Origin of the sequence: Lentzea sp. HUAS12 (genome assembly GCF_024125735.1) — a bacterium.
GTDB lineage: Bacteria > Actinomycetota > Actinomycetes > Mycobacteriales > Pseudonocardiaceae > Lentzea > Lentzea albida.
The window spans coordinates 4,158,941-4,173,065 of record NZ_CP099738.1 but is presented as its reverse complement, the minus strand read 5'-3'; the positions used below and the strand labels follow the sequence as shown (position 1 = coordinate 4,173,065).

Here is a 14,125-nt window from a genome sequence, read left to right as displayed (position 1 = left end):
GGGCGCTTCCGGTGACTCCATGACCGGTTGCGCCCGCACCCTCACGTGCTAGCGCGTGAACGTGTACGCGCGGTCGGAGGCCACTGCCGCGAGCTGCGCCTCCGTACCCGCCGTCCAGCTCTGCGCCCAGACGACCTCACCGTTGCGGCGGAAGTTCCACGCGATCGTGATGCCGTGCTGGTCGTTCTTGGTGAAGACCGTGACGCCACCGCGGTGGTCGCTGACCTTGCCGGTGCACCTGTCCCGCTCACACAGCTGCTGCGGCGACTCCTGGAAGAACCCCGGCGCGTTGACCTGCATGAACACCGTGTTGCTCTGGCCCTGCACGGTGAAGCCGGTCCAGTTCGTCATGTACTGCATGTCGTCGAACAGACGGCCCTCCGCCTCACCACCCCAGTTGCCGGGCGAGACGTTCTCCGCGCCGCGGAAGACCTTCGGGAAGGTCTCCTGCTGACGAGCGGTGAACCCGGCGGCCTGCACCTCCAGCTCCGCCTTGGTCTTGTGGATCGGCGTGACGTCCTTCGGCGGCCACACGACGTCCGCGGACGCCGACGCCGTACCCGTGATACCGATGAGTGCCAGGCCCGTCAGGGCGGCCGCCATCACCTTGAGCATGCGCATTTTTTAATCCCCCTGGTGAGTACTTGCTTGCTGTGGGTAAGACGCCACAAGATCACCCTGGGGTTGCATGCCGCCTAGAGCCAACCTCGGCGCATCGCTTGAACACCGGCCTGGAACCGCGTCTGCGCCCCGCACCGGTCCATCAGCTGCCGCACCCGCCGCTGCACGGTCCGCGGCGCGAGCCCCAGCTGCCGCGCGATCGACTCGTCGGTCAGCCCGGCGGCCAGCAGCCCCAGCAGGTTCGGGTCGACGTCGGCCGCGGCCGCGTAGATGCCGCCGGGGCTGAACGGGATCCCCTTGTCCCAGTACAGCTCGAACGTCGACCGCAGCACGTCGAGCAACGCGGACGGGCGGATCAGCAGCACCTTGTCGACCACGTCGCCGTTGACGACGGGGAGCACGGCCGCGTGCGTGTCGATCACCGCGAGCTTGAACGGCAGCGTCGGCGTGACACGGGCGCGTTCGCCCGCCGCGACCAGTTCGATGATCTCCGTGACCCGGCCGGGGATGTCGACGGCCGAGCGGTCGTAGACGACGCGCCACTGCACGTCCCGTTCGCGCGTCTCGTCCTCGAGCGCGACGTGCTGGCCGAGCGGCGTCACGTACGGAGGCTGGTCGAGCACGCAGACCTCGTCGCGGGCGCCGCGGAGCAGGGCGTGCCACAGCTCGCGCACGGCGTCCACACCGGACACCACCTCGACGAACGCGTTGTCCGCCAGCTCCTCGCCGCGGTTGCGCAGGTAGAGCTCCATCAGCGGGCCGACGTCCGCGCGGGCCCGGCGGTTCTGCTCCTCGCGGGCCGCGATCAACGCCTCCACGGCCAGGTCGGGTGCGACGGCCTGCCACACGTCCCCGGGCAGGTGCCGGACCAGGCCGAACTCCCGCATCCGCTCCAGCAGCGAGGCGTTGACGCCGATTTCGTCCGTCGTGCGGCTTCCGCCCGTTACCAGGAGCTCGTAAACGGCGGTGAGCTCCGGTGCGACGCCCAAGTGTCCGAACACGGCCACATTGTGCGCCATTCAGCGCAACACCCGTGTCGTGAACACGACAGTGTCGGAAATCGGACTCCGCTAGACCTGTTTTCGCAGGTGTGACCCGACTTACGGTCCCTCCACCTCCGCAGCCGGTTCAGAACCCTGACGCCCTCAACGGCACGCGAAGGCCCTGCGTGGAAGGACCTCACGTGAACAAGATGCGACGCACGAGTGTGTGCGCCGCGGCAGTTTCCGCCGCCGTGCTCAGCGTTGTCGCCCCCTCGGCGACCGCTGCCCCCGCCCAGATCCAGTCCCAGCCGGACTCGACCCAGGTGAACCGTCCCTTCGAGCGGCTGATCGTCGGCTACAAGCCCGGCACCGCCGAGGCCTCGTCCGACACCGCTGCCTCGGACGACGCCCGCAAGAAGGGCAAGTCGCTGCACCGCCGCACGGCGAGTGGCGCTGTCGTCGTCGACCTCGGCTCCAAGACCACGAACGCCGACAGCACCATCCAGGCGTTCAAGAACGACCCGAAGGTCGCCTACGTCGAGCCGGACCTGCTGATGCAGCCGTTCGCCGACCCGAACGACACCGAGTACTCCAGGCAGTGGGACCTCTTCGAGGCCACCGCGGGCATGAACGTGCCCGGCGCCTGGTCCAGCACCACCGGCGCGGGCGTCACCGTCGCCGTGATCGACACCGGGTACGTCGCGCACAGCGACCTGGCGAGCAAGGTCGTCGCGGGGTACGACTTCGTTTCCGACTCGGCGCGCGCACGGGACAACAACGGCCGTGACTCGAACCCGGCCGACGAGGGTGACTGGGTCGCCCGCGGCGAGTGCGGCACCGACGCCAACGGCAACCCGGTCCCGGCCGCCGACCAGGGCTCGTCCTGGCACGGCACGCACGTCGCCGGCACCATCGCCGCGGCCACGAACAACAGCAAGGGCATCGCGGGCATCGCCTACGACGCGAAGATCCAGCCCCTGCGCGTTCTCGCCAAGTGCGGCGGCGCCACCTCGGACATCGCCGACGCGATCACCTGGGCGTCCGGCGGCACGGTGAGCGGCGTGCCCGCGAACCAGAACGTCGCCAAGGTCATCAACATGTCCCTGGGCGGCCAGTCCTCCTGCTCCACGACGTACCAGAACGCGATCAACGGCGCCATCAACCGCGGCACCACGGTCGTCGTCGCGGCGGGCAACTCGAACATGAACGTCGCGAACTTCACCCCGGCCAACTGCAACGGCGTCATCACCGTCGCGGCCTCCTCGCGTGAAGGCAACAAGGCGTTCTACTCGAACTTCGGCACCCGCATCGACATCGCGGCCCCCGGCGGCGAGACCCGCCGAGGCACCGACACCCCCGGCACCATCACCACGCCGGAGAACGGCATCTGGTCGACGCTGAACGCCGGCGCCACCACCCCCGGCGCCGAGAACTACAAGCCCTACCAGGGCACCTCGATGGCGGCCCCGCACATCGCGGGCCTCGCGGCACTGCTCGTCGCCAAGAAGCCGTCGCTCACCCCGGCCGAGGTCAAGGACCTGATCAAGACCAACGCCCGCACCTTCCCCGGCACCTGCTCGGGCGGCTGCGGCGCGGGCCTCGCGGACGCCACCAAGACCGTGAACGCCGTCGACACCACCCCGCCGCCCTCCGGCGGCCTGGAGAACACGACCGACGTGGCCATCCCGGACCGCGGCACCGCCGTCACGTCCTCCATCAACTCCACGGTGACGGGCAACGCCTCCGCCACCACCAAGGTAGGTGTGGACATCGTCCACACCTACCGCGGCGACCTGGTGATCGACCTGGTCGCGCCGGACGGCACCGCCTACCGGCTGAAGAACTCGTCCTCTTCGGACAGTGCCGACAACGTGGTGGCGACCTACACGGTCAACGCCTCGTCCGAGGTCGCGGCGGGCACGTGGAAGCTGCGGGTCCAGGACGTGTACTCCGGTGACACCGGGTACATCAACTCCTGGAACCTGACCCTGCGATAGCTCCACGAGTTCGCCGAGGGGCGGCGCCTCCCAGCCTGTACTGGGGGAGCGCCGCCCTTTCACGTGCGGGCCCAGCGACGCAACGGCGAGGCCGGGACACCTGCTGCCAACCGCAATGCCGTAGGCGAGGCGTCACCTCCGCCTGCCTGGGAGGCGGAGGTGACGCAACCCCGATCGCGATCGTCGCGCAGCGGCGATGACCCGCCCCGGCTCGTCAGGACCCGAGCAACCAGCCGGCACAATCCCGACCCGTGCAGGCGAACAACCCCACCCGCCCACGGGTAACGTCAAAACCATGGCCACACTGGTGACGTTCCACGCCCACCCCGACGACGAGTGCATCGTGACCGGCGGCGTGATGCGCAAGGCGTTCGAAGAGGGGCACCGGGTCGTGCTCGTCGTCGCGACGCGCGGCGAGGCCGGCGAGGTCCCGGACTTCCTCGACGAGGGCGAAGAACTCTGGCAGCGCCGCGTCGTCGAGACGCACGCGGCGGCCGACCTGCTGGGCGTGGCGCGCGTGGAGTTCCTGGGGTACCGCGATTCCGGGATGATGGGCGACGAGCTCAACGACCAGCCCGGCTCGTTCTGGACCGCGGACGTCGAGGAGGCGGCCCAGAAACTCGCGGCGATCCTCATCGACGAGGACGCGAAGGTGCTCACCACCTACGACAGCTTCGGCGGCTACGGCCACCCCGACCACATCCAGACGCACCGCGTGGGCATGCGCGCCGCGGAGATCGCGGGCACGCCGGCCGTCTACCAGGCGCTGGTGCGGGAGTCGGCGTTCCGCGAGGCGTTCCGGCGCGCGAACATCGAGGAACCGCCGCCGCTCGGTGAGGGCGCGGTGCCGGAGTCGGAGATCAACGTCGGTGTCGACGTCTCGAAGTACCTCGAGGTGAAGCGGCAGGCGATGCGGGCGCACGCCTCGCAGATCCCCGAGCAGTCGTTCTTCCTGTCGCTCGACGAACCCACGTTCGCGCACGCGTTCGCCACGGAGTGGTTCATCCGCGAGGGACACGAGCCCGCGACCGCTCTGGACCTCTAGACAGCAACGGGGGCGGTCCCGGTGGACCGCCCCCGTTCCGTCGTTCAGCTAGTTCACGCGCTGCGGCGGCGACGCAGGAACAGCAGGGTGCCGGCACCGGCACCGACGAGACCCACGCCCGAGAGCAGCAGCCACATCGGCGAGGCACCGGTCGCCGCGAGGGGCGGTTCCGGGGCGCTGCCGGCGGGAGCGGCCGGGGTGGACGACGGCGGGACCTCGGAGGACGAGGGCGTCTCCGGGGACGTCACGACCGGCTTGGTCGTGGTCGTCGTGGTGGTCGTCGTGGTCGTGGTCGGCGGGGTCTTCACGCACGCCGGGGTCTCGTGCGTCTTCTCGTAGTTGTACTTCGAGCCGTCCGAAGCGGTCACCTTGATGGTGAAGGTGTGCTTGACGGTGCCGTCGGCCTCGAACTTCTTCTCGCCCCAGTTCTGGCCGAACTTCTCGTCGGCCAGGACCTTGTCACCGTCCTTGATCAGCACGGTGTTCTTGTCGCCGCCCGCGTACTGGGTCAGCTTGACCTTCAGCACAGCCTTGTCCTTGACGCACTCCGCTGACGACACCGGGGTGTGCGCGCTGGCCGGGGTAGCCAGTGCCAGCGAAGCGAGGGCTGCGGTGGCCGTCACCGCGAGCGCGCCGAGAACTCTGCTTGCCATGGAAACTCCTGCTCTGCATTGGTGCGATGGCGGATCAAACAAGTGAAATGCCAAATCACCCGACCGGGTGAACCGCGCCACGCTAACAACTCAGAGCGTTCGAAAGGTCACTGTATGGCAACGCTACGGTGTCACCACGGGTAGATCCGCATGTTTTCTGTTAGCCCGATCGTGCCCGCGACCAACCGCATCTGTTCCACGCCCCGCACGTCGGCGTCCAGCAGTCGCGGCGAGCAGATCATCACGGCGAGCACCTGGGCGCGCGACAGGGCCACGTTCAATCTGTTGCGTGACAAAAGAAAGTCCAGGCCACGCGGCAGGTCCACGGTGGACGACGACGTCATGGACATGATGACGGCCGGTGCCTCCTGGCCCTGGAAGCGGTCCACCGTGCCCACTCGGGTCTCCCCGAACCCCGCCTCGGCGAGCCTGCGGCGGATCACCCGCACCTGCAGGTTGTACGGCGCGACGACCAGAACGTCCGCATCGGTCAGTTCGCGCGTTTTGCCGTTGTCCGTCCAGGTGCGACCCACGATCGCGCTCACCGTGTCGACCACGGCGTCGGCCTCCTCGACCGACGACGTGATGTTGTGCCGGTGGTCGACCTCGCGCAGGTAGATGCCGGGCTCGATCCCGGAGATCGACCGCAGGGCGGCCGAGGAGTGCGAATGGAGCAGCCCGGCGTAGGAGAGCTCCGACACGGGACGGCACACCGCCGGGTGCATCCGGCGCGTCTCCGCCAGGAAGTAGCCGAGGTGCGGCGGGATCACGTCCGCGTCGCCCAGCAGGTGGCCCAGCGCCGAGGCGTCCGAACCGGGCGGGTGCACGCCCTGCACCACCTGCGGCAGTTGCTGGGGATCGCCCAGCAGCACGAGGTTGCGCGCCGCCGTCCCCACCGCCACGGCGTCGGCCAGCGCGAACTGGCCCGCCTCGTCGATGATCATCACGTCGAACGGCTGCGCCTTGATCACCGCGTTGGAGAAGGTCCAGGCCGTGCCGCCGACCAGGTGGCCCTGTGGGTGCTCCTCACGCCACTGCGCCAGGGCGCCGTTGCTCTTCGGCTGGTCCCACGGCAGGCCCTCCTCGGGCTTCTTCTCCTTGGGGCGCTTGGCCATCGGGATGTCGGGGTCGACGCTCGACAGCACGTTCTCCACGGCCTTGTGCGACGTCGACGTCACCGCGACCGTCTTGCCCTGGTCGATCAGGTGCCGCACGAGCTTGGTCGCGAGGTACGTCTTGCCGGCGCCGGGCGGCCCCTGCACGGCGAGCGTGCCGCCGTCGAGCTGGTCGACGGCCTTGATCACGGCCTGCACCACGTCGGGGTGCTGCGGCAGCGGTTGCGCGGGCGGCGTGCGCAGCAGCAGGTCGATGCCGGGGTTGCGGGGGAGCAGCGGCAACAGGCCGACGGCCTGCTCGGCCAGTTCCGCGACGGCCTCGTCCTTCGGCGACGCGGGCACCGGGCTGCCCGGCAGCACCGCGATCGGCATCTCGCCGTGCTCGACCGCGTTGCTCTCGGTCAGCACCAGCTCGTACGGGTTGTCGTCCGCCACGACGGCGTTGCGCGTCATGTTGCCGGGGTAGAGCAGCCGGACCTGCTCCCCGGAACCGAACGGGTGCGGCCGCTCCGGGTCGATGCGCGCGTGCACCTGCCGCTTGTGCGTCCGGACCCGCCCGGCAGGCGGCACCCAGTCGTCCGCCCGCAACGTGATCGGCACCGCGCAGTTCGAGTCGGTCTCCAGGTCGGAGATCGGCGCCAGGGCCTGCCGGAAGAAGTCGCCCCACGCCGGACTGGCCTCACGCCGGTGATACCCGACCGTCGCCGCGAACAACGCGTGCCCCTCGGCCATCAACGGCTCGGTCAGCGCCGCCATCCGGCGGGCCCGCTCGGCGGCCTTCTCCAGCGCGGCCTCGTCGCGTTCCTCGCGCACGGCCGTCTCGATCTCGCGCTCGACCTTGATGCGGTGCAACAGGTCCCGGAGACCCCGCGTCGGGACCTCGTCGTCCAGCAACGGCTTCAGCGCGGGCAGCGTGTACTCCCTTGTGGACACCCGCAACACCCGCCGCGTCAACGCCCCCAGGTCGACGCACCGCCGCACGAGCTCGTCCACTTCGGACTCCAGCGTCGCCGACCGCGCGGCCCGTCCGGCGAGGTCGTGCGGCGCGAAGTGGTAGACGGTGCCGGCCGGTGTGCGCTCGACGAACTCCGCGAACGTGCCGGACCACCCCGGAGTGCGGAACGTGTCGCCGTCGACCTCCAGGAACACGTCGTCCTCGGCGGGCTCGGGCAGGTTCGCCAGCGCCTCGGGCGCCACGACCTCGTAGGTGGTGACGCCGGTGCGCTCCTGCTGCACCTGGAGCCGCGCCTGCGCGGTCAGCGCGGTGAACGAGGCCGGCGAGAGGGTGGCAGGCCGCTCCTCGGTCTCCGCAAGCGCGTCGATGGTGTCAATGCCGACCGAAACCAGCTTCCGCCTCTGGTCGGCCCGCAACCCCGCCACCAGCGAGAGGTCCCGTGCCTGCTCACGGCCGGAAGCGCAGTGACGGGCGAACCGGCAGCCGGTGCAGGCCGCGCGCACGTCACCCCACGAGCGGGCAGGCGCGGGGGAGGGCTTCGCGAGCCGGGTCCGCAGGCGGCCGAGCAGGGGCGTGAAGTCCGCGACGCGGAACGACGTGCGCCTGCCGTCGACGATCAGGTGGGCGCGCGCGGCATCCACTGACTCGGCGGCCGCCACCAGCGACAGCACGGCCAGCGGCGTTGCCTCGGGGACCACGTCGCACGGCTCGTAGCCGTCGGGCGTGCGCACGAGCGTCTGGGCCGAGCAGTGGAAGGCGCCGTCGAAGAACACGGCGTTCTCGACCAGGTCCGCGCCGGAGCGCATCCGTTCGGCCGTCCTCGCCGCCTGCCGGTGCAGCTCGGCGGGGTCGCCACGCCGCTCGTCGCGCGCCAGGTAGCTGCGGTGTTCGCATTCGAGCAGGTCGACGAGGTCGGATGGACTGGCGAGCATGGTCGGTGATGCTAGTCAGCCCCACCGACAACGGTGGGACCTCGCCCCCGGCGGCACGGGCGCGCGACCCGCGTTCATCCCCGACTCGCGGGTCGCGCGCCCGCTCCCACCTGGAGCGGGCACCCCAGGTCCTGTATCGAAGTCTGATCCGCGACAGCCGGGCCCTCGAGCGCACCTCTCATCGAACCAGACCTCGATACAGGACCTAGACGTTCGCCTCCACGAGGTGCAGCAACGCCTCGTGGTGCGTGTTCGGGTAGTCGCGCGGCTTGAACGGACGCGTCTGCGCCCGCACCAGCGCCGCCGCCGCGGCCAGTTCGCCGGTGCGCACCTCGGTGTCGCGGTGCAGGAACGCGAAGTGCGGTTCCCGCACCTCGTCCGGCCACAGCAGCGTGTGCAGCACCAGCACGCCCTGCTGCGGTCGCAGCGCCGCCAGCGTTTCCTTGCCGCGCAGGGCGAACTTGACGATCGCGGCGGTCTTGGTGCGCTCCAGGGTCTCGCGCAGCAGCACGTAGGACCGCACCGCCAGGTCGTCCGGCTCGACGTAGTAGCTGCGGTGCAGCGCCACCGGGTCGACGTCGGTCTGCGGCGCGAACTGCTGCACGTCGATGACACCGTCCTCCGGTGAGGGGAGGTCGCCGGGGTCGATCTGCACGATCCGGCCGTCGTCGAGCTCGTAGCCGCGGCCGATGTCCTCCGGTGTGAGTCTCAGCGAGCACTCACCGCACACCTGCTGGTGGCGCACGCGGCCGCTGTCCTCGCGGTGCACCAGGTGCACCTTGCCGCGATGCTCGGTGGCCGCCGAGACCAGCCGCACCGTCATGGTCGTCATCCCGAACCGAAGTGCTCCCCGCCACACAGTTCTCATGACAAATGAGTACTCGAACAGGTGTTCAACTACGCGTAAGTGCTGGTGGAAGGCCTCGTTCGGACGCGTCCGACAGGTATCTCGGACGCGTGTATCCGACGAAAGTCACCCCAACGGCCTCACCAGGCAGAGGGCGCGTAGTCCTTCAGGAAGCAGCCGTACAGGTCCTCGCCGGCCTCGCCGCGCACGATCGGGTCGTACACCCGCGCCGCGCCGTCGACCAGGTCCAGCGGGGCGTGGAAGCCCTCCTCGGCCAGCCGCATCTTCATCGGGTGCGGCCGCTCGTCGGTGATCCACCCGGTGTCGACCGCGGTCATCAGGATGCCGTCGGCCTGCAGCATCTCCTCGGCGCTGGTGCGCGTCAACATGTTCAGCGCTGCCTTCGCCATGTTCGTGTGCGGGTGCCCGGAACCCTTGTAGGCGCGGGAGAACTGCCCCTCCATCGCCGACACGTTCACCACGTACTTGCGGCGGTACGACGACTTGGCCATCGACGCGCGCAGCCGCGAGATCAGCAGGAACGGCGCCGTCGAGTTGCAGAGCTGCACCTCGAGCAGCTCCACCGGGTCGACCTCGTCGACGTTCTGGATCCACGAGTTCGTGGCCGCGGTGTCCGGCACCAGGCCGCCCGCGTCGATGTCCTTGGAACCGGCCATCAGCGCGAGCGTCGTCACCGAGTGCGCCTCGGGCACGGCCGTGCCGGGCAGCGCCAGCTGGCCGTGGCCGCCGAACGAGATCAGCTCGGGCCGCCGGGCGTCGCCGGTCAGGGCCTCGTGCTCGGCGTGGGCCAGCGGCGCGTAGGCCCCAGGAGACCGCCGCACGGTCTGGGCGGCGTTGTTGATGAGGACGTCGAGGGGCCCGCGGGAGGCCACCTCGTCGGCCAGCGCCAGCACCTGGGCGGGGTCGCGCAGGTCGATGCCGACGATCTTGAGGCGGTCGATCCACTCGGCGGCGTCGGGCATCGAGGCGAAGCGGCGGGCCGCGTCCTTCGGGAAGCGGGTGGTGATCGTGGTGTGCGCGCCGTCACGCAGCAGGCGCAGCGCGATGTACATGCCGATCTTGGCGCGGCCGCCGGTCAGCAGCGCGTTGCGGCCGGTCAGGTCGGTGCGGGCGTCGCGCTTGCTGTGGTTGAACGCGGCGCAGTCCGGGCAGAGGTTGTGGTAGAAGGCGTCCACCTCGACGAACCTCTTGCGGCACGTGTAGCAGGAACGTGCGCGCAGCAGCGTGCCCGCCGTGGCGCCGGCGGCGTTCGACACGAGCGGGAGGCCCTGGGTCTCGTCGTCGATGCGGTCGGGCGAGCCGGTGGCCGTGAGCGCCGTCACGGCCCGGTCGTTGGCCACGATGGCGGCCTTGCGCTCGGTTTTGCGGAACTTCTTCGCGGCCTTGAAGATCTTCGCTGTGGCCCGGCGGACGCGCACGGCGTCGTCGTGTTCCGCCGGCAGGTCCTCGACCTGGGCAAGCACGCGCAGGCAGACTTCCAGCTCTGCGGGGTCGATCGAGGTCATGAGCAGGCATTTTACGGGGTTGGGGGAGGTGGCCGGATGACCGGGCCCGAACTGCTGGTGCTGTGGGACATCGACGGCACGCTGATCTCGGCGCGCGGCTTCGGCGGGCTGATGTACCGCCACGCGTTCCAGGCGGCGTTCGGCAGGGAGCTGGAGGGGCCCGTCGACCTCGGCGGGCGCACCGAGCTCGACATCATCGAGGAGACGCTGCGGCAGCACGGCATCGAGCACACCGAGGAGTCCTCGCGGCTGCTGGCCGACGCGCTGGCGAGCTCCTTCGAGACGCGGCGCGGCGAGCTGCCCGGCCACGGCGAGGTGCTGCCCGGCGCGCTCGAGGCCCTGGAGCACTTCGCGGACGACCCGCGCGTGCACCAGGGCGTGCTGACCGCGAACCTCCAGAGCGTCGCGTTGATCAAGCTGGAGGAGTTCGGTCTCGCCCACCTCGTCGACTTCGAGGTCAGCGCGTTCGGCGACGACCACGTCGACCGGGCCGAGCTCGTGACGTTCGCCCGCGAACGCGCGCGGCACATCCGCCCGTTCGCCCACCACGAGGTCGTGCTGATCGGGGACACCCCGCACGACGTCCAGGCGGCGGCGAAGGCCGGGGTGCGGCTGGTCGCCGTGGCCACCGGCAGGAGTTCGAGGCAGGACCTCCACCGGGCCGGGGCCCAGATCGTGATCGACGACCTGAGCGACCTGAAAGAGCTGACCAGGGGTGTGTGGGCGACCTGAGACGGGTCTGAACGGCTCTGGCCTACCGTCGATCACGGCGTTATGGTGCGCGGCATGCCCACAGCAGGCGGCCCGACAGTCAAACGGCTGTCCCAGCCGGACGCCGACATCAAACCCAAGGCCCTCGGACTGCCCCGGGGCCGCACGGTGATCTCGGTCTTCGGCTCCACCCAAGACATCGAGACGGATCTCGCCGCGAAGTTGTTGCCGGTGCTCAGATCCGTGGTCGTGACCGCGGCGCGCAACGGCGCCGTGTTCGTCACCGAAGGCACCGACAGAGGCGTTGTCCACTTGCTGGGCATGGCTTTGCAGGCGTGCGAGCAGCGCTGGCCCGTCGTGATCGGAGTCGCGCCGAGCAGCAAGGTGCACGACCTCACCGAGACCTCCACCAACGGTCAGGTCCCGCTGGAACCCAACCACAGCGTCGCCGTCATCGTCCCCGGTTCGGAGTGGACGGACGCGACGCCGGTGCTGTTCCGCACGATCGACGCCGTGCGCCACAAGAAGCCCGTCGTCGCCCTCGTCGTCGGAGGTGAGAACGAGAAGGAGGTCGTCGACCACCTCAGCGGCGACAACCCGTTGCTGGTGCTCGCCGGCACGGGCGGTCTCGCCGACCGCATCGCGACGGGTGACCTCACCGGCGACCTCGCGGTCCTCGTGCGCAGCGGCAAGATCTTCATCATCCACGTGGACGAAGGCGCCGGCAAAGCCGTCACCGCGCTGGAACGGTTGCTGGGCAAGGAGAAGCCCGTCAAGCCGCCGAGAATCCTGCCCAAGGTCCGCTACCGGGCACCGGAGGCGCGGCCGCTCGTCGACCCCGGCTTCGTCGTGGCCTACCCGGCGCTCGCCGACGCCATCCACGACGCGAACCAGGTCGTCGCGCCGGCGTTCCAGGAGCTCGACGCGGAAGCCGACGTCGAGCAGAACCGCTACCGGCTCATGGCCGTGCTCGCGATCGCGGGCGGCCTGACGACGACGGTGTTCGCCGCGTTGCAGACGTGGCTCAAGGACACGCCGTGGCCCGGTGTGCTCGTCGTGGCGGGCGGCGCGTTCGCCGCGGCCGTCACGATCGTGGCCCGCAAGCGGGAGTCGCTCGACAAGTACCTCACCGCCCGGTCGCGCGCGGAACGCTTGAGGGCGCTGTACTTCGCGCACCTCGCCTCCGTCGCGCCGGCCACCGAGGAAGAACGCCAGGACAAGGTGGCGGACCTGGAAGCCGCCGTCAGCAACCGCAAGCACGAGGTGGTGCGGACATGAGCGACAAGCAGCGCCAGGCCCAGTTCGTGGAAGCCTATCTGCGGCACCGCTTCCAGGACCGGCTCGACCACTTCGAACGCTCCCGCAAGCGCTTCTCGCGCGCTCGCACGTGGACGGTCGCGCTCGCCGCGGCCTTCTTCATCGCCGCCGCGGCCGCGGCCGCCGTCGGGATGGCGGACGGGCCGCGCAGGGCCATGTGGGGTTTCGCCGCAACGACTTTGGCCGCGCTGGGCACCGCGATGTCGCTCTACGAGGCGACGTTCGGGTTCCGCCGCCTGGCGCGGGAAAGTGCGACCACTTCCGTTGCGCTGCAACGGCTCGCGGTCGACGGTCCCACGCCGGACGACGTGGACGACGAACGGCTCGTCGCATTCGTGACCGAAGTGGAGTCTGTGCTCAGGTACGGCCGGTGAACCCGGGAGAACAGCAAAAATCGTTTGCAGAGCGTAAGAAAAGAAAGCGCTCCCACGGTTTACACGCTGCGTGGGTGATCGATCACGGTAAGCACAAGTCCTGGTGTTTCCGTCACCCAGTTGCCATGATGACCACATCCCCCGATGCGGAAGCAGGCACGACATGACTTGGGCGCGTCCCGCGATCGCCGAGCCCGAAACCGGCACCTTCGCCGAGGCCAAGGCTCTGGAAAAGGAGCACAGCTCGATTCAGAACAGCAAGGCGGCACGCACCGTGGCCTGTCACGCCACGGACGCGCTCGACTGCGCCGACTTGCTCGAGATGCTGGGCCTCAGCGCCACGGAGGGCAAGGTCCGGGTGTAACCCCGCGACTGGATCCACCACTCGGCCACCAGCAGGTTCACCACGAACGACAGCCAGTTCGCGGTGGCGAAGACCAGCAGCCCGTCCCCCTCGGGCAGCAGGGCACCGAGTGCGAGCCCCCAGAGGCGACCCGTGATGGCGGCGCCGGTGAGTGCGAAACCGCGGATCATCCAGATGCGGTGTTCGCCGAACCGGCGCCGCCTCGCCGTTTTCAGGCCGTGCACGGCGCTGACGAACCAGAGCACCGACAGCACCGTCAGCGGTGCCGACGACGCCAGGCCGGCCAGCGACAGCTGCGCGCACACCACCCCCAGCACGGACGACGGCAGCACCGCCGCGAAGTAGACGCGGCCCATGATCCGGTGCACCCGCGGATGGCGTGCCCTCAGGCCCGGCCAGAACTGCGAGACACCCGCCAGGACGGCGACCGTTCCGGTGAAGATGTGCGCGACGAGAAGGCCGTAGTGCACCGGTCCGTGCAACGGCGGGCGCGACTGCGCCATGTCCAGGGTCACGTACGCGCTCGCGGCGAAGATCGTTATCGCGACGCAGACGAATCCCGACACCGCCAACCAGGCGGTGTACCCCCACGAAGTTTTCATACTTCAAGCGTGTCAACGAGTTCACTCGAACGCGCTGGGGTGCGCCCCCGAGCGAGCGGTGGGGCACACCCTACTGGGATGAT

General features: G+C 69.8%; 12 protein-coding genes. 5 read left to right on the top strand and 7 right to left on the bottom strand.

Annotation, left to right across the window (positions count from 1 at the left end; genetic code table 11):
- Positions 1–48 precede the first annotated feature (48 nt).
- Together ND450_RS18335 and ND450_RS18330 are read right to left on the bottom strand one after the other, a co-directional pair.
- Positions 49–621, bottom strand: a complete 573-nt coding sequence (locus ND450_RS18335) for a hypothetical protein (RefSeq protein WP_253327289.1) — start codon at positions 619–621, stop codon at positions 49–51.
- Between the two features lie 74 nt (positions 622–695).
- Entirely contained in the window at positions 696–1,622 is a 927-nt protein-coding gene (locus tag ND450_RS18330) for a LuxR C-terminal-related transcriptional regulator (protein WP_143091907.1), read from the bottom strand.
- Between the two features lie 191 nt (positions 1,623–1,813).
- Here ND450_RS18330 and ND450_RS18325 point away from each other — a divergent pair, with 191 nt between their 5' ends.
- Both ND450_RS18325 and ND450_RS18320 read left to right on the top strand, forming a co-directional pair.
- Entirely contained in the window at positions 1,814–3,601 is a 1,788-nt protein-coding gene (locus ND450_RS18325) for a S8 family serine peptidase (RefSeq protein ID WP_253327950.1), read from the top strand.
- Positions 3,602–3,896: 295 nt separating this feature from the next.
- Positions 3,897–4,646, top strand: coding sequence for a PIG-L family deacetylase (locus ND450_RS18320; RefSeq protein ID WP_253327288.1), 750 nt, complete (start codon positions 3,897–3,899; stop codon positions 4,644–4,646).
- Positions 4,647–4,699: 53 nt separating this feature from the next.
- Here ND450_RS18320 and ND450_RS18315 read toward each other — a convergent pair whose 3' ends face one another.
- From ND450_RS18315 to ND450_RS18300, 4 genes are all read right to left on the bottom strand, one after another.
- A complete protein-coding gene (locus tag ND450_RS18315) occupies positions 4,700–5,299 on the bottom strand; it encodes an LPXTG cell wall anchor domain-containing protein (protein WP_143091908.1) in 600 nt (199 codons plus the stop codon).
- A gap of 131 nt (positions 5,300–5,430) precedes the next feature.
- Positions 5,431–8,301 (bottom strand): bifunctional RecB family nuclease/DEAD/DEAH box helicase, encoded by a 2,871-nt coding sequence (locus ND450_RS18310; RefSeq protein ID WP_253327287.1) that lies wholly within the window; start codon positions 8,299–8,301, stop codon positions 5,431–5,433.
- 205 nt (positions 8,302–8,506) lie between these two features.
- Positions 8,507–9,133, bottom strand: a complete 627-nt coding sequence (locus ND450_RS18305) for a Ku protein (protein ID WP_253327286.1) — start codon at positions 9,131–9,133, stop codon at positions 8,507–8,509.
- Between the two features lie 155 nt (positions 9,134–9,288).
- The gene (locus ND450_RS18300) at positions 9,289–10,674 is read right to left on the bottom strand and encodes an SDR family oxidoreductase (protein WP_253327285.1); all 1,386 of its coding nucleotides are present in this window, start codon (positions 10,672–10,674) and stop codon (positions 9,289–9,291) included.
- Positions 10,675–10,710: 36 nt separating this feature from the next.
- Between ND450_RS18300 and ND450_RS18295 the strand changes: the two genes are divergently transcribed.
- Genes ND450_RS18295 through ND450_RS18285 form a run of 3 tightly spaced genes read left to right on the top strand, consistent with a single transcriptional unit; the run spans position 10,711 to position 13,076 of the window.
- On the top strand, positions 10,711–11,406 hold the full coding sequence (locus tag ND450_RS18295) for an HAD family hydrolase (RefSeq protein WP_253327284.1): 696 nt from the start codon (positions 10,711–10,713) through the stop codon (positions 11,404–11,406).
- A 54-nt stretch (positions 11,407–11,460) separates the two neighbouring features.
- Positions 11,461–12,663, top strand: coding sequence for a DUF4231 domain-containing protein (locus ND450_RS18290; RefSeq protein WP_253327283.1), 1,203 nt, complete (start codon positions 11,461–11,463; stop codon positions 12,661–12,663).
- Positions 12,660–13,076, top strand: a complete 417-nt coding sequence (locus ND450_RS18285) for an SLATT domain-containing protein (RefSeq protein WP_089926193.1) — start codon at positions 12,660–12,662, stop codon at positions 13,074–13,076. Before ND450_RS18290 ends, ND450_RS18285 begins: the two co-directional genes overlap by 4 nt.
- 282 nt (positions 13,077–13,358) lie before the next feature.
- Here ND450_RS18285 and ND450_RS18280 read toward each other — a convergent pair whose 3' ends face one another.
- Positions 13,359–14,042: a DUF2306 domain-containing protein gene (locus tag ND450_RS18280; protein ID WP_253327282.1), complete on the bottom strand. Its 684-nt coding sequence runs from the start codon at positions 14,040–14,042 to the stop codon at positions 13,359–13,361.
- Between the last annotated feature and the right edge of the window lie 83 nt (positions 14,043–14,125).